This is a genomic window from Streptomyces sp. NBC_01351, assembly GCF_036237315.1.
Taxonomy (GTDB): Bacteria; Actinomycetota; Actinomycetes; order Streptomycetales; family Streptomycetaceae; genus Streptomyces.
The window spans coordinates 123970-138813 of record NZ_CP108357.1 but is presented as its reverse complement, the minus strand read 5'-3'; the positions used below and the strand labels follow the sequence as shown (position 1 = coordinate 138813).

The window sequence follows — 14844 nt, the reverse complement described above, 5'->3', positions numbered from 1 at the left end:
TGGGGGAGGGCTCGGAACGGGGGCGGGGCGTGATGGTGGGGGTTGTACCGGAAGGGTGCTGGACAGTTGTCTGTAGGGGTGCACTAGGCGGGGGACCGTAGGTGTGACCGGAGGTGGGACCCCCCGAATTCGATGATCTTCCGTTTGCCCAGGTCAATGGCCGTGGGCAAGCCCCTTTCGGAAAACGACACCTCTAATTCGTTAGTAATTAGAGGTTCTGGATCTCTGAGGGGCCCGGGGCGGCGTTGTCCAGCCCGGGGCAGGACGTGTGTGGTCCGGTCGGTGCCGTGGTGACCCCTACGACACCTCCGATCGTGCGAGGTCTTTGAAAAGACTGGTGGCGCTGGGCGCCGGCCGGTCCTCGCACGTTCTGCCCCCACGGGCCTGTCGGGTTCGGGATCCTCGTTGGATGAGCTGCCGCACGGTGACGCGTTCTTCCTCACGAGCTTCGAGCTCTGGACACGGCGTGCGCCCGTGCGGCCTTGCGGTGCCGCGCACGGCTGATGAGGTGGCGGACCTTGGAGTCCTGGAATTAGTGCGCCGTGCGGCCCCGTGTGCTCGTCTTCGAGAACAGCACTGGCGAAGGGGCGGGATTCATGGATGTGTTCTGCGGGATCGACTGGGCGGAGGGGCATCACGACGTCGCGCTCGTCGACGGCGCCGGCAAGCTGCTGGCCAAGTGCCGCATCGGCGATGATCTGGACGGCTACCGCCTGCTGCTGGACCTCCTGGCGGAGCACGGCGACACCGCGGAGGCGCCGATCCCGGTGGCCATCGAGACCAGCCGCGGCCTGCTGGTCGCCACGCTGCGGCAGGGTCCCCGGCAGATCTTCGCGGTCAACCCGATGGCGGCCTCTCGCTACCGAGACCGCCACGGGGTGAGTCGCAAGAAGTCCGACCCTGGCGACGCGCTCGTGCTCGCCAACATCATCCGCACGGACATGCCGATGCACCGGCCGCTGGCGGCCGACACCGACCTGGCCCAGGCGGTGGCTGTCCTGGCCCGAGCTCAGCAGGACGCGGTCTGGAGCCGCCAGCAGCTCTGCAACCAGCTGCGTTCGCTGCTGCGCGAGTACTTCCCGGCGTTCCTGGAGGCGTTCAAGGACAAGCAGGGCGGTCTGGCCCGCGCCGACGCGCGCCGGGTCCTGGCGGTGGCACCGACGCCCGCGCTGGCCGCCAAGCTGCCGCTCTGGCGCCTGACGGCCATGATGAAGCGGGCTGGCCGGCGCAGGAACATCGAGGCCGATGCCGAGCGTCTGCAGCAGCTTTTCCGCCGCGAGGCCCCGCACCAGGTCCCGCTGGTTGAAGAAGCGATGGGCAAGCAGGCCGCGGCGCTGCTGCTGCAGCTGGACGCCGCCTGCGAAGCGGTCGCCGACCTTGGCCAGGCCACAGAGGAAGCCTTCCGAGCTCATCCCGATGCCTCGATCATGCTGAGCTTTCCCGGCATCGGCTCCCAGATCGGCGCGCGGATCCTGGCGGAGATCGGGGACGACCGGACGCGGTTCGCCACTGCCGGAGGGTTGAAGGCATACGCGGGCGCGGCCCCCATCACCCGGGCCTCTGGCAAACGGCACTACGTCGGGCGCCGGTTCGTCAAGAACAACCGGCTCAACCACGTCGGCCATCTCTGGGCCTTCGCTTCCCTCGGCTGCTCGGCCGGTGCTGACGCTCACTACCGGCGCCGACGGACCACTGGGGACTGGCACATGCAGGCACTGCGGCACCTGTTCAACCGGATGCTCGGGCAGCTGCACCACTGCCTCCTGGCACGCGTCCCCTTCGATGAAGCGGTCGCGTTTCCCCCTCCTGCTGCCGCAGGGTGATCACTGAGATCTCTCCATGACAGGCTGTCCTTCCTGAGCACCGAGGGGGAGCAATGGCAGATGTCGGTGGATGGATCTGGGAGCGCAACCTGCGGTCGTTCCTGGAGTTGCTGTCGCACTATGTGGGCTACGGGTTCGATGCCACCGACTGGGAGACGGTTGCCCTGGCGGTCGAGGCGACCGACGATGAGCAGCCCGACGGCTGGTACTCGTATCCCTTGGTCGGTGAGGACCGGCAAGTCGAGGTTCGGCTTGCCCGCGCGGTCGGCGGCGACGAGCTCATGGTGACCGTGAACGGAACTCTGACGCCCGAACTGGAAGTCCGGGCGGACACACTGCTGGCGGCATTCTCAGCTGGCTGACCAAGGTCAACTTGCCCTGTTAGCCACATGAGGTGTCTTTCCACGCGACAGCCGAGAGAAGATGTCATCCGTATCCCGGGGCCGGCGGCCGCGCGGAGGGCTCGCAGCCGAAGGCGTCCTGCCGCACACGCCGCCCATGTACCGCCAGCTGTCCGCGCAGCTGGCCCAGGCCCGGAGAGAAGGCCGCTTCCCCGACCTGATCGACACCGTCCGCGAAGTCCACGTCCCTCCCGCCTCGCCGGATGCGGACGCGTTCGTCGCCGAGATGCCCGGCTGGTTCCGCCTGGACCGCACCACGGGCCAGAAGCAGGCCCTGTACGTCGCAGCCGAGAAGGACACCCACCGCCAGCAGCTGACCCAAGCGGGCCCTGGTCGAAGACAGCGGCATGAAATCCGCTGAGGAGCCCCGAGACCACCCCCGTTGGGCGCGCATCACCCAAGAGGAACAGTGCACGACCGAGGTCGCGGCTACGCCTGGTACTCGTCTTCGGTGCGTGTGGTGTGGTTGGGGCCGGGGTGGGCGACCCCGGGGACCATGGGGTGGGTGTAGTCGAGTTGGATGGTGCTGAAGGCGTCGTCCGGCAAGGGGGCGGTGTCGTTGTCGGCGATGATGAGCTGGAGGCGCGAGCCGTAGGCGTCGGTCAGGGCTTTGAAGCGGCTGTAGATCCGTCGGCCTCGTTCCCGGTCGTCGGGGTTGCTGCCGAGCGCTTTGCGGGGGGAGTCGATGATGAGGATCGACGGGACGAGGATGTCGGGGTGGGTGAGTCCGCACTCCAGGAGTGCGAGGTGGTAGGCGATGTTGACGCCTGCTTGGAGAGCGCCGCCTGACGCCTGGAGGCTTTCGAAGGGTGTGTTGTCGACCACCGGCAGGTACGTTCCCGGGTCGATGACGGCCGACTGCTCCCAGGGCAGGTTCAGCTCCATCAGGGTCGTGGTGAAACGACTGCTGAGGTCGCCGACAAGGGATCGTCTGGCGTCGCTTTCTGCTCTGCGTACCTTGAGCTCGGCGTTGGCGTCTTTGCGTCGCGCGGTGATGTTCTTGGCGGCTTGCGCGATGGTCCGTACGCGCGCCCACGAATCGCGCAGGTGTAGGACGGCGTCGATCCCGCCGTTGAGGGCGGCGACGCGAGCACTGGCGTCCGAGATGGCGTCGAACCGCGGGGCGACGACGTCGCGTGTCTGGGCATCGAGCTGCCGGCGCAGATTGGTGGCGAGGAACTCGGCATCAGAGGATCGGTCACGGGCCCTGCGCAGGACCTCGGCGTCCGCTCGCATCAGCTCACGCGCGTCCTGCAGCTGCTGCTCCAGCGCGCTGCGCGCTTCCCGGACGGCTGCCGGGTCCACATCCTCCTCGGCGGGATCAGCTTGGAGGCAGACGGTGCAGTGATCTTCCGGGACAGGCCGCGCTTCGAGGCGTTGCGCGCAGCGCGGGCAGACCACGAAGTGGAAGGGGGAGAGCTGGTCGATCGCGGTTGCGGAGCGTTCGAGGCGCCGCAGGTCGAGTTCGACCTGGGCGACGACGGACTCACGGGCCTCGACCAGTTCCCGGGCAGCGAGCACCTCCTGGGTGGCAGCCGTCGCTGCCTGCACGGCCGCCCGCAGTTCCCCGCGCAGGACGGCGTCTGCGGCACTGGTCTCCGAGAGCTCGGTGCGCAGTGTGCGCAGCGTGGTCTCGGCGTTGTGCAGCATGTCGCGCAGGCCGGCCAGCTCGGTGCGTAGTTCGTCGTCGGTCCGGGGGTCCGTAGCCCTGAGTGCCTGTGTCTGAACCCCTGTACCGGCTAGCCTGGGGGCCTAGGCTTGGCTGATGTCGAAGGACGCCAACAAGGCTATGGAGAGGGCTTGTCGGGCTTGTGGTGACCGGCTACGACCGGGCGCCAGGCCAGACGCGGTGTTCTGCTCGGCGACGTGTCGTTCCAGGCAGTGGCGGGTTGAGCGGCGGTTGCGCCGACGCCTTGCCGCCGTCCAGAGCGGGGTCGGTGAGGGTAAGTGCCGCGAGTGCGGGGCCCGCTGGGTCGCGGGGGTGGACCGGCGATTCGCGGCCGTGTATTGCTCGCCGAAGTGCAAGGTGAGGGCTTGGCGCCGGCGGAACGATCCGTTCGCGGACCGGTCACAGTAACCGCAGCGCGAACGCATCAGATGTCCAAGTTCGGTCAGTTGCAGGTAATCTGCGGTCCTTCATTGCGATCTTCCCATTTGCGGTCTGACTCTCGGTGACGAGCGGGCTTTGTTCCGTCACGGCAGAAAGATGGCCGTGCCATGGCCCGCGCTGGGTGGTGACACACCATGCCCGAGGACAACGAGAAGATCGGAAGCGTCAGCCCGTCACGATACGAACAGATCGTGGCCGAGCTCCGCGAAGTCGTCGACCAGCAGACTCGGGGCCAGTTCACGATCGGTGACCGCGCCTTGGAGATCGAACCCTCCCGCCCGCGCGACGGCTCCCGGCCCGAGGCCGGATGGACCGTCAAGGAGTCGCTGACGCGGCTCGCCGAGGACATCGGCCTCAAATACAGCACCGTCAACAACGCCCGCTGGGTCTCATCCCGCTGGCCCAAGGAGCACCGGCAGCCCGGCGTTTCCTTCACCGTCTACCGGATCCTGGCCAGCCTCGAGGACGAGGACGAACGATTCGCGGCCGTGAAACAGCCGCCCGAGGGCAAAACCCGATGGACCGCCGACGACGCCAGCCGAGTGCTCGGCTGGCAGGTCGAGAACCCGGTCTCCAAGCAGGAGAAGATCAGCGCCATCCACGCCCTCGCCCAGGACGAAGAAGTCGCCGCAGTGGTCACCACCGACCTGCTGCGCCGGCCCACAGTCTCAGCACACGTCGCCGTCGAGGACCGGGTCAGGGTGGTCGAGGAGTTCACCCGCGACGAGACCGTCGCCGCGACCGTGACAACCGGCCTGCTGCGGCGCCCGGACGTCGCATTCAAGGCCATGAGCGACGACACCGCCCGCCACCAGGTCAACCACGCCCAAGTCGAACGCGGCCGCCAGGCCCGCGAGCACTTCGAACGGACCAGCCCCATCGCGCCGGCGGTCAAGCAGGTCAACCGAACGGTCGAGTTCCTCGACCTGGTCACCGCTTGCCACTCCTTCGTAGCAGCCTCCGGACGGGCGGTCCCGGGCCTGCGGGACCGCCAGCTGACCGAGGACGAACAGGCGATCGTCCACCAGAACATCGCCAAGGTCAGGGCCACCCTCGACTGGATCGAGAACGCAGTCGACACCGGCAAGGTCGACATGGACGACGAGCTCGCCGCCCTCCTCCGAGGCCAGTAGCCATGCCCCGCGCCTCACGGCGCCGGGGCGACGCCGCTCTGCGGCACGCCGACACGGTCCGATTCGTGCTCTTCGAAGCACGCCCCGCCGGACTCCTCTTCCACCAGCTCACCCGCGCCAGCGACCTCACCCCCAGCCAGGTGAGAGCCGGACTGGCCGCCCTCCGAGACGTCATCGCAGACCAGGGCTGGCCCCCGCTGATCTGGACCAGGGCCGACGGCTACCAGCTCGGAGCCGAACGAGCCGCCCTGGAGGCATACGAACGAAAGGTGATCAAGGAGAAGCTCACCGAGTTCCGCCGGTTCATCACCGGCACCGTCGCACCCCACGCCGCCAGCCACCCCGGTGACAAGTGGGTCCGCCACATCACCGCCCAGCTCAACTCCATCGAATCCACCCTCGACCTCGTCAACAGCTACTGACCCCCCGCTGCCCGGGGCCCGGCCGAAGGCCGGGCCCCGGGCAGCACCGCTTGAAGGCCCGCCACCATGCGCCGACGCCGCTACCCCTCCGACACCACCGACGCCGAATGGGCCCTGCTCGAACCCCTTCTCCCAGTCCCGGCCTGCGAGACACCCACCGGCGGCCGGCCCGAGAAGCACCACCGCCGCGAGATCGTCGACGCCATCCGCTACGTCGTCGACACCGGCTGCAAATGGCGGGCCTTGCCGGCGGACTACCCGCCCTTTCTGTGGAATCAAAGATGTCAAGCGGTGTGCTTGTGGATCACGCCGAGGTAGAGGTGTTCAGGATGGGGCACGTGGTCGTCACGGCCAGGCGTGAAGAACACCGCGCAGACGTTGGCGGGTTGGGTCAGGATGCTGGATTGCTCTCCGAACGTGAGGCGGTCGTTGATGTCGTGGCGGCAGTCGACTGCGTCAAGGCCAGCGATCAGGTCTTCTCGGAGCACTGTGGACGGGTAGGACTCTGAGTCTGGCAAGACTAGGGGCGGCAACATGGTTGTCGAGCCTGGCCGGAGACTGATCGAGATTCCGCTTACAAGGCGTTGGGTGATGGACAGCTCCAGGCCGTTCCAGGCGTGGGGGTAGCCGTCAATGTCCGGTCTCATCCGGATGGCGGGGTGTGGGCGTCCTGGACCCAGGAGATCCTCGGCCTGGGTCAGGGACATGCCGCAGTGAAGCGGTCCGATACGGCCGGTCCGGGCGAAGTCGACGAGCACGTTCATCAAGGTCACGACGGTGACTCTGGCATCTTCTCGTGCTGGCCCACACCTGGATAAAGTTCGAAGGGTCCTCAGCACGGCTCACCGGGCCGGCACGATCGCGTGCGGGTGGTGAGGTCGATGACCGGCAGCAGAGTCGCAGTCGCGGGGGCGCCGATCTGGCTCGGTGTCGGCCCTGCGGGGGTAGGAACGTCGGCGAGTCGTTCGAGGAGCTTGTCGAGGGCGGTCTGCCCGTCGTCGACGGCGGCGCGTTCATCGTCGGTGAGCGGGATATTGGCCAGCATCTTCTGCAGGTTGTCTTTCGCCTCAAGCAGTTGGCCCTTGCTGGATACCTTCGGGGTGTAGAAGTCGCAGCGTGCGCAGGCCATGCGGTGCTGGCACTGCTCGAAGAAGGTGTAGGTGCACCAGCCGTGGCCGAGGTCGTAGTACTGCCAGGGTTCACCGCTGGCGGCGGCGCCGGAGGTGACCGCGTCGCGGTCGACGAGGACTTCGATGGTGCGTACGTTTCTGGCGAAGTAGCCGGCGTCGTTGTAAGCCCTGGCTAGGGTGTTCGGGGTGAGCTTCGCGTAGTGCGTGGTTGCCTCGGGAGTGCGGTGGCCCAGCCATTCCTGCAGCTCAAAGAGGGTCATGGGCTCCTTGGCGTTGTAGAGCTGGCTGGCGATCGTGGACCGGGCACGGTGGCTGGTGATGTTGCCGCGGACATCGGCGTTGGGGACGCCGGCCTTGCGGCAGAGCATCGGGATGATCGCCGTGTTGATGTAGTGCTTTGCGACCCGGCGGGCGCGGTGGGCGAACAGGAAGTCGGCGTACTCGTTGGTCTTGCGGTCGAGCATCGGCGGCTGAGCGGGTCTGACAGACTGCCATGCTTCGATGGCCTGGCCCAGGAGTGGATCGACGGGTTTGGTGAACGCGGTACCGGTTTTGTGGGTCGGCACGTTCAGCAGGCAGACGGCGTCGCGAGCGAGGACCTCTCCGGAGTCGCCGGGGATGGGCAGGCCGTCGTGCTGCCATCGGATGCAGCCGACCAGGAGGCGGGCGATCTCGTCGCTGCGTTGGCCGGCGAACAGCCAGGTCAGCGTGATTGCCCGGATCAGCTCGGCAGGATAGGTGCGGCCGTCCGCGGTCGGCAGGTCGCCGGGCTCGAGGTTCAGGCCCGCCCAGAGCAGCTTGGCCCAGATGTCATCGGCGATCACCCGCGGGTCCGGGCCCATCAGGGCTCGGACGCTTCGTGGCGTTCTCAGGGCATGGGCGGGGTCGAACCTGCGCGGGATCAGTTCCCATTCGTGCAGGTCACGGAAAAATGCGCGGGGCACTTTGAGATAGCCGGACTTCGTCTGCGGCGTGAGCGGTTTGCCCAGGCGGTTCTGCGACTGCATGCCGCGGGTCCACTGGGAGAAGTCTCCGACGCTCATGCGGTCCACGGCTGCGACCCAGGACGCGCACGTCTGTCGGGTCCACTGGCGGGGCTCGGTGATCTCGGGGTGCTCGGCGGCCAGCCAGCGACCGATCTTGGCGAGCACGCTGCGGTAGCCGCTGCGGATCTTCGGAGTCAGCGTAGATGTCGCGTACCAATGCTCGACCGAAGCCGCCCAGGCAGCCGGGACGCCCTCCATCGCGGCCGGTCCGGCCTCCTGCCGTGACGGCGGCGGGTCCGCGTGGCCGAGTGCCGCGACCGCCCGCTGGATGCCGTAGAAATCCTTGCCCCACTGTCCGCTCATCGCCGGATGGACGCGCAGTGCGGCCAGGGCCTCGGTAGACAGGTCCTCCAGTAGCGGACTGCGGTTCAGCAGCAGCGTCTGGCAGATCACCGCGGCCAGCTTGTCGGCGTCACGGCGATAGCCCCAGTCGGCCAGAACCGTGCAGATCCGCCGGACGGCATCGTCGACGGGATCGTCCCCGAACACCCGGGTGGCCAGGGTCGGCCGCTGGAAGCGGCCGAGCCGATCGAAGGCGGTGAACTCGCCGAGCAAGTAGGCAAGAGCGATCACGAACGGCCGGGAGTTGGGGCCGATCTGTCCGCCCCAGGAGCGTCGGAAGTCGGTGCCGCTGGTGTCCACCAGTTCCACCCAGTCGTCTGCCGACCAGCCCCAGAAGGCCCGGCGAAGCTCGCCGCAGCGGATCAGCACGAGCCCGGCCGCGTCCCGCGCGAACCGCCGCTGGTGATGGTCGTCCGGCGGCCAGTGCAGGCCGGCGAGAGCGTCCGCCAACGGCCGCACCAACCGCGCGATCGGCCGCAGAGGCATCGCGTCGAGGACGAGGCCGTCACGCCGGAGCTGATCGATGCTGAGTGTCAGGAGCACGTCCGACTCGGCCTCGGTGAGCAGGCCGCGACGGTCATAGTGTGCAAGGTCGACGGACCATGCCCAGGTCGGACGGCTTGTCGGCCCAGCCGTTCTCGGTTGGGCGGTCACTCGGCGACCACCTTCGAGGGATGGGCGCCTCGGGTCAGCATGTCCACGCGCCAGGAATGGATCTGCTGCATGCCCCGGTTCAGTTTCTCCGCCAGGTCGCGGCCCGAGAGATGGATGTAGGTCAGCGTTGATTCGGTGCTGCGATGACCGGCGAAGGAGGCGATGGCGTGCAGTTCCCAGCCCATTCTGGCCAGGTCGGTCAAGCACAGATGCCGTGTGGTGTGGGTCGAGAACCGCGGCAGGTCGGCGGCGAGCGCGACGCGCCGGATCACCTTCGACCACGTCCACAGGGTCAGCGGCTGGCCGTAGTTGCGGCGTGACTCGGACAAGAACAGCGGCCCGCGGGCCCGGCTGATTGTGGCCCGATGCGTGAGGTAGTCGGATAGCAGGACGCCGGTCGCCGCCGAGTAGGGGACGACCCGTTCGCGCCGGGTCTTCGTCGTCTCGGCCCGAATCCGGAGGGTCCGGTGAGCTGGGTCAAGGTCGTCGGTCCGCAGCGAGCACAGTTCCTCGCGCCGCAGGGCCGCGTCATAGGCGAGAGCGAGCATGACCCGGTTGCGTACGGGCTCTTCACGCGCGACGGCCAGCAGGTCGAGCCACTGCTGTTCGCCCGGAATCCAAGGCAGCTTCGTAAGCCGGGGCACCAGCCCGCGCTGGTGGCCGCCGAAGTTCCTGCTGGGCGTGTAGCGACCGCGGCCGACCGGGTTCGATTCCCGCAGGCCTTCCTCGATGAGGTAGTCGTAGAACAGCCGAACCGGCACCAGCCGCTGCTGCAGCGTCGCATTCGCCAGACCGGCCCCGGAGTCCAGAGCGACGACGTTGCCTCCTCGTCGGCTCGGCCGCGAGCTCAGCTCCTTCACGAAGGCCGCCACGTGCAGACGCTTCGCGGCGACCGGGTCGATTCCGTCCCGCTCGCAGACCAGCAGGTACTCGGCGAGTCCCCGCGCGTACGCGTCGATCGTCCGGGGAGCCCGTCCGAGATCTGTCCACACTCGCAGCCACTCGGCCGCCCGCTCATGCCGGCTCAGAACCGGCCACTTCTCCTCCAGGACCACTGCGCTGCCCAACGGGTCTCCTCAGAACGTGGGGACGCCGCAGGATACGAGCTGCATCCTGCGGCGCGTGATTCCACGTAACTAATAGGCGGACCGTCTGGGGGTTCATGGCCCGTTGGGCAGCCTGTGGTGTCATCGGCCAGATCCGCGACGCCCTCTCGCAACGGATCCGCCGTGACCTGGGCAAAGGACCCCGCGCGGTCGCCACCGTCATCGATTCCCAGTCCGTGAAGGCGGCCGAGACCGTCGGCCGTGACTCGCGCGGCTACGACGCGGGCAAGAAAATCAACGGCCGCAAGCGCCACATGGTGGTCGACACGCGAGGCCTCCCCCTGCTCGTCATGGTCACCCCCGCCGATCTCCACGACAGCCACGCAGCCAAGGAAGTCCTCTTCCGTCTCCGCCTCATGCACCCCGAGATCACGATCGTCTGGGCTGACTCCGCCTATGCGGGCAAGCTCGTGACCTGGGCAAAAAAGCATCTGAACCTGACGATCAAGACCGTCAGCCGGCCCAAGGACTCCTCGGGATTCGTCGTCCTGCCCCGGCGCTGGGTCGTCGAGCGGACCTGGGCCTGGATGATGCATGCCCGCCGCCATGCACGTGACTACGAACGGCTCGTCCAACACTCCGAGACGCTGATCACCTGGGCCGCCATCACGCTCATGACCAGGCGACTGACCCGCAAAGGCCCCCGCACCGACAGCTGGACAAGGAAGCCCGAGACATCCTCCGCAGAGCCCGCAGCTCAGTCCGCTACGGGGACCGGTGCCAGCTGACGTTCCGCCCTCTCAAGCCACGTCAGATACCAGCGGGTGAAAGTCATCGGAGCATCGTGCTCATCGAGGAGCGGCTTCAGGTCCTCGTCATCCGCCCTGTTGTCGGACCAGATTCGCCCACGCTCCGGGCCGCTGATGATCAGCCACTCGCGGGCGGCACACCCCAGCGTTGAGATCACGACCGCGCCGACAGTGCGGTCCGCCGACCACATCACGGGTTCCCAGCGCTCTTCCCATGCCTCAATGGCGTCATCAAAGTCCTCGATGTCCTCGAAGTCCTCTTCTTCGGGGTGCTCGGCCAGCAGCGACTGGACAGCTTCAGGATCGGCACCTTCACGCGGAAAGGGCTCGGCCAGACGGGATAGGTCAGCCAGATCGGCTCCATCTCCCTCCCACCGCCAGCGACCCTGAATGAGTCGTACCGGATACACCCCATACGAGGGCCCGGCGCCTCCGGCGCCCACCCAGAGAAGGAAGTCGCGGTACTCCCCGGGCAGCGACACACCCATCTGACCTTCGAGATCGGCCAGCTCTGCCGGGGTCAAGGGGTCCTCAAGGAAGAACTTGTGCCCGATCGCGCCAAAAACACGGTCACCGGCCGGCGCGGCAATGAGGGACTGCACCCGCTCCCGCACCCCCACCCATATCGAGTCATCCATGGGCCGAGCCTATGCCGCACGGCGAGGCGGGGCCGAGCAGGGTGGGCTCCGGCAGGCCGGCCTTCAAAAGCACGCACTCAGGTGTCGTACTCGCCGTTCCACGGAGCCGAAAAGCCCAACCGATCCGGATAGAGCTCAGCCCAGTCGTGCTCGCCGTCCTCGTCCTCGGCATGGCACTCCGTGATGAGGCCGAAGACCACACCATCAACGGTGAGCTGGAACGGCTGGATCGCGATGTCGCAGTACTCACGCTCGGGGAGGCTGGCGAGGACGGCGGCCAGCCGGGCATCCGCGCGGGCAATTACGGAACGCTCGTCATGCGGGCGCTTCGTCTGCTCTGCCCAAGTGCCGGCGCACCAGATGTCGGACTCCTGGTGGTGCCCGTCGTGGTCGAACTTGTGCAGCACGACGAAGAGCCGCTTCTGCTCCTCCCAGCCGTCCCCCATCACGAACCCACCTGGGAACGCATAGGTGACCGAAGCCAGAAACTGGCCGCCGCGGAACCGGCCGATGGTGCTCGTCCGATAGTCCGACTCGTGGGCGATAGGGATGATCTCGGGGACAGCCATGCCCGCACCTTAAACACCAGGGGAGTGCCACCTCTCACTGGGTCCGAGATCGGAAACAGGCACTGAGGAAGGCGGCGACGTTCTCTTCCTCGGTTTCGGCCTTCCGCAGGTCCGTGGTGAGCTGGTTCACCTGCCTCTCCAGTTCCATCACAGCCGATGTGGTGAGGCCGAACATGAGCTCGAAGAGCACCTTGCGCTGCTTTTTGAAGTGGTTGTCGAGGTGGCCGACTACCTGGCGATCTAGGTCGCGGGCTTCCAGGTATACGTAGCGGAAGAGGTGGGTGAAAGTCAGGTTGAGGGTTGCGGCCTTGCCATTGCGAGTGGTGGGAATCTTCTCGCGAGGGAAGCCCAGAGCGTCCAGAAGAACGTCCGACAGGCTTCGTTGTCCCTCTTCCGCCCGGGTGGCGAGAGTGTGCTGGAGCATCATCGTCTCGGGATCGAGGATGTCGACACGGTCGGAACGGTCACCGCTGATCGTCCGCTTGAGGATCATGTGCTGCTCGCCGACCACGACGGAGGCCAGCACGGAGTGGACGTGATCGCGTACCGCAGGGGTCAGGACGGCGGTGCCTCCGACCGCGTGTTTGAGCAGCATGAGGAGGCTGGACTTGCCCGCACCGCTGGGGCCGCTGATGACGGTGGCCGGCTGGTCGAAGCGGTACGTCGTTTCCGCGGTGGCGGTGGTGACGGTCAGGGCGAGGAATCGGAGGTGGGCGGCCATCAGATTTCGGTCCGCAAGGGCCTGTCCACCGCGTCGGGCAGGCGATCATAGATGAGGGTCTTCAATGCCGATCCCGACTTGTTGAAGTGCTTCTTCAGCAGGGCGGTCCGCTGAGCCACCACGGCCCACTCATCGGTCTGCGCCAGCATCGAAGCGGCCATCGCTCCGTCTGCGGTGACGCGGAACTGAGCGCGACCTGACCCGCTGTAGGTGATGAGTGCGCGGCCGGCCAGGGAGCCTAGGACGCTGTAGTACCGCTGGTCCCAGGGTCCGTACTTGTACCGGGTCATGCGGCTCTCCACAGCCAGCCGCTCTGAGGACGTGGGCTCCGCTCCCGGAGGCCAGCTTCCTCCTTGCTCGATGAGCAGACGCTCCAGCATCGTCGGGTAGCGCAGGAGGAAGTCCAGCTTGGCCAGCTTCGTCAGGCCGTCCAGCGACCTCTTCGCCGTGGTGAACCGCTCGATCAGCAGAAGAACTCGGGCCTCGTGGTAGCGCGCTTCCCTCCGCTCGTCGCCCCGGGCCTGACGCCGGATCTCTGCAGCCGCGGCCAGGCGCTCGACGCCGTTCGTCACGATGCTTCACCGGCAGAGACGTCGAAGGGAGCGGAGAAGTAGAAGTGGCACTCGTCGCAGAGTTGATAGGCCAGACCCCGAAGGTGAAGCTTGTTGATCTTGAACGGGAGGGATGTGTCGACGACCTCGGGCGTGAGGCGCTGCCTGATGAGCTGATTCATCCGCTGTCCGTAGGCAGCTCCGTCAATGACCTCGCTCTGCGCGTGCGCCCGGCAGTCGAAGACGGTATCCACGACCTCCAAGCGCAGGTTCTCCAGGTCCATGGCATCCCCAGCCAGCCCGGAACAGCGCTCTGACCAAGTCACATACCAGGCCGAACGGAGCTCCTCCGCGTATGCGGCCTCGTCAGACGGCACCTGACCACGAGCAAGCTTTTTACGGAGTGCCGCGCCCCCAGGGGCAATCATGGGCGCCTGGCCGCGGCTGTACGTCGGCACTGCTACTTGCCGATAGACGAACTCGTCCAAGATCGTTTTGCGGTAGAGCGTACGGCTCGCGACACGTCGCAGGATCTGGGTGTCGTAACGGACTCGACTTGAGTCGGCTACGTAGGCGGCCAGCTGCCCCCGCTCGCCCTCGCTTCGGTTGGCCTGTTCCACTCGTTCGATGATCCGTCTATAGCTGGCGTTCACGTCGACGTGAACGAGCTGAAGGTCTTCGATGGCCGGCTCAAGCAACTGGCGGATGTTGATGTCCGTAATGTGCCGATGGGACGGCACACCCTTGTACTGGATCTCCAGCGCTGTCATGAAGGCAGCCACGTGGTCGATGAAATCCTGGGGGGCAGCGATGTCGCTGACCTTGCGCAGTTCCGGCAGGACCTCGGGGATGCTGTCGTAAGGCTGCTTCCAGCGAACCTTCAGCAGGTGCTGCGACAGGCTCTTGGCCATGGCGTCCCTACCGGTCGTGAGCTCCGGGTCTGGACCGCACATACGGGCAAGAGCCGAAGCGTTGTCTTTCGCGGGACTGAGAGGTGCGTTCGTTGTGAGGCGAAGCCGCACGTTGCTGGCGCGCCCGCAGGCGGACCACCGGTCAAACAGGTGGGCTATCCCGCCGTCCTTGCAGAGGTCCGCCAGGGTCCACTGCGTACGGCTGCTGTGCTTGACCGAGACCAGCTCCACCTCACCATTCGTGAAGGCGATGACGAAGTCCTCATGCCACTCGCACACGACATAGTCGATGACGTCCTGGGTGAGCATGGCCAGACAAGCCTGGGCTGCTACCTCGGCCTGATACCGATACAAACCAAGGGTGTCGGATCCGCTGTCCTCGCCAGGGCGAAGCTGAAAAATCGGGTGAACGAAGCGCTCGGGATCACCCACCGAGTCCGCCAACACATCGACCACGCCCACCCCCGCTACCGACCCTTGAGTCAGCCATGCTCCGGCCGGACGATCCGAAGATCCACAGATCTACCACAGGTCATAC

Annotated in this window: 14 protein-coding genes and 2 pseudogenes; 7 read left to right on the top strand and 9 right to left on the bottom strand. The window is 66.8% G+C overall.

Annotated features, from left to right (window positions below; genetic code table 11):
* The first annotated feature begins 596 nt into the window (after nt 1-596).
* From OG625_RS39840 to OG625_RS39830, 3 genes are all read left to right on the top strand, one after another.
* The gene (locus OG625_RS39840; RefSeq protein ID WP_329391555.1) at nt 597-1823 is read left to right on the top strand and encodes an IS110 family transposase; all 1227 of its coding nucleotides are present in this window, start codon (nt 597-599) and stop codon (nt 1821-1823) included.
* A 53-nt stretch (nt 1824-1876) separates the two neighbouring features.
* Nucleotides 1877-2185: a hypothetical protein gene (locus OG625_RS39835; protein WP_329391557.1), complete on the top strand. Its 309-nt coding sequence runs from the start codon at nt 1877-1879 to the stop codon at nt 2183-2185.
* A 136-nt stretch (nt 2186-2321) separates the two neighbouring features.
* Nucleotides 2322-2585, top strand: a complete 264-nt coding sequence (locus OG625_RS39830; RefSeq protein WP_329391559.1) for a hypothetical protein — start codon at nt 2322-2324, stop codon at nt 2583-2585.
* Nucleotides 2586-2653: 68 nt separating this feature from the next.
* Here OG625_RS39830 and OG625_RS39825 read toward each other — a convergent pair whose 3' ends face one another.
* The gene (locus OG625_RS39825) at nt 2654-3874 is read right to left on the bottom strand and encodes a hypothetical protein (RefSeq protein WP_329391561.1); all 1221 of its coding nucleotides are present in this window, start codon (nt 3872-3874) and stop codon (nt 2654-2656) included.
* A 594-nt stretch (nt 3875-4468) separates the two neighbouring features.
* Between OG625_RS39825 and OG625_RS39820 the strand changes: the two genes are divergently transcribed.
* The 3 genes and pseudogenes from OG625_RS39820 to OG625_RS39810 all read left to right on the top strand — a co-directional run.
* Nucleotides 4469-5467 carry a DUF6192 family protein gene (locus OG625_RS39820; protein ID WP_329391563.1) on the top strand — a complete coding sequence of 333 codons (999 nt, stop codon included), beginning with the start codon at nt 4469-4471 and terminating at the stop codon, nt 5465-5467.
* Nucleotides 5468-5469: 2 nt separating this feature from the next.
* Entirely contained in the window at nt 5470-5889 is a 420-nt protein-coding gene (locus OG625_RS39815; protein WP_329391566.1) for a RacP protein, read from the top strand.
* 66 nt (nt 5890-5955) lie between these two features.
* Nucleotides 5956-6156 (top strand): annotated as a pseudogene (locus OG625_RS39810) (transposase); the annotation flags it as partial.
* Nucleotides 6157-6173: 17 nt separating this feature from the next.
* Here the strand turns inward: OG625_RS39810 and OG625_RS39805 are convergent.
* The 3 genes from OG625_RS39805 to OG625_RS39795 form a co-directional block, all read right to left on the bottom strand.
* Complete coding sequence (locus OG625_RS39805) at nt 6174-6662, bottom strand: hypothetical protein (protein ID WP_329390308.1); 489 nt, start codon at nt 6660-6662, stop codon at nt 6174-6176.
* A 59-nt stretch (nt 6663-6721) separates the two neighbouring features.
* The gene (locus OG625_RS39800; RefSeq protein WP_329391604.1) at nt 6722-8638 is read right to left on the bottom strand and encodes a tyrosine-type recombinase/integrase; all 1917 of its coding nucleotides are present in this window, start codon (nt 8636-8638) and stop codon (nt 6722-6724) included.
* A 419-nt stretch (nt 8639-9057) separates the two neighbouring features.
* Nucleotides 9058-10116: a tyrosine-type recombinase/integrase gene (locus OG625_RS39795; RefSeq protein ID WP_329390304.1), complete on the bottom strand. Its 1059-nt coding sequence runs from the start codon at nt 10114-10116 to the stop codon at nt 9058-9060.
* A gap of 89 nt (nt 10117-10205) precedes the next feature.
* Between OG625_RS39795 and OG625_RS39790 the strand changes: the two are divergent.
* Nucleotides 10206-10811: pseudogene (locus tag OG625_RS39790) on the top strand (IS5 family transposase); the annotation flags it as partial.
* A 53-nt stretch (nt 10812-10864) separates the two neighbouring features.
* Here the strand turns inward: OG625_RS39790 and OG625_RS39785 are convergent.
* The 5 genes from OG625_RS39785 to OG625_RS39765 all read right to left on the bottom strand — a co-directional run bounded on the left by OG625_RS39785 (nt 10865) and on the right by OG625_RS39765 (nt 14768).
* A complete protein-coding gene (locus tag OG625_RS39785; RefSeq protein ID WP_329391590.1) occupies nt 10865-11554 on the bottom strand; it encodes an SMI1/KNR4 family protein in 690 nt (229 codons plus the stop codon).
* Between the two features lie 77 nt (nt 11555-11631).
* Entirely contained in the window at nt 11632-12123 is a 492-nt protein-coding gene (locus OG625_RS39780) for a hypothetical protein (RefSeq protein WP_329391588.1), read from the bottom strand.
* 34 nt (nt 12124-12157) lie between these two features.
* Nucleotides 12158-12844: an ATP-binding protein gene (locus OG625_RS39775; protein WP_329391586.1), complete on the bottom strand. Its 687-nt coding sequence runs from the start codon at nt 12842-12844 to the stop codon at nt 12158-12160.
* Nucleotides 12844-13416 (bottom strand): hypothetical protein, encoded by a 573-nt coding sequence (locus tag OG625_RS39770; protein WP_329391584.1) that lies wholly within the window; start codon nt 13414-13416, stop codon nt 12844-12846. The genes OG625_RS39775 and OG625_RS39770 overlap by 1 nt, the downstream gene beginning before the upstream one ends.
* A complete protein-coding gene (locus tag OG625_RS39765) occupies nt 13413-14768 on the bottom strand; it encodes a dsDNA nuclease domain-containing protein (RefSeq protein ID WP_329391582.1) in 1356 nt (451 codons plus the stop codon). Before OG625_RS39765 ends, OG625_RS39770 begins: the two co-directional genes overlap by 4 nt.
* Nucleotides 14769-14844 lie beyond the last annotated feature (76 nt).

Bases quoted from the DNA above. Each gene is read 5' to 3' on its own strand.
- OG625_RS39840 (WP_329391555.1), top strand. From the start codon at position 597: ATGGATGTGTTCTGCGGGATCGACTGGGCGGAGGGGCATCACGACGTC.
- OG625_RS39835 (WP_329391557.1), top strand. From the start codon at position 1,877: ATGGCAGATGTCGGTGGATGGATCTGGGAGCGCAACCTGCGGTCGTTC.
- OG625_RS39830 (WP_329391559.1), top strand. From the start codon at position 2,322: ATGTACCGCCAGCTGTCCGCGCAGCTGGCCCAGGCCCGGAGAGAAGGC.
- OG625_RS39825 (WP_329391561.1), bottom strand. From the start codon at position 3,874: ATGCTGCACAACGCCGAGACCACGCTGCGCACACTGCGCACCGAGCTC.
- OG625_RS39820 (WP_329391563.1), top strand. From the start codon at position 4,469: ATGCCCGAGGACAACGAGAAGATCGGAAGCGTCAGCCCGTCACGATAC.
- OG625_RS39815 (WP_329391566.1), top strand. From the start codon at position 5,470: ATGCCCCGCGCCTCACGGCGCCGGGGCGACGCCGCTCTGCGGCACGCC.
- OG625_RS39785 (WP_329391590.1), bottom strand. From the start codon at position 11,554: ATGGATGACTCGATATGGGTGGGGGTGCGGGAGCGGGTGCAGTCCCTC.
- OG625_RS39780 (WP_329391588.1), bottom strand. From the start codon at position 12,123: ATGGCTGTCCCCGAGATCATCCCTATCGCCCACGAGTCGGACTATCGG.
- OG625_RS39775 (WP_329391586.1), bottom strand. From the start codon at position 12,844: ATGGCCGCCCACCTCCGATTCCTCGCCCTGACCGTCACCACCGCCACC.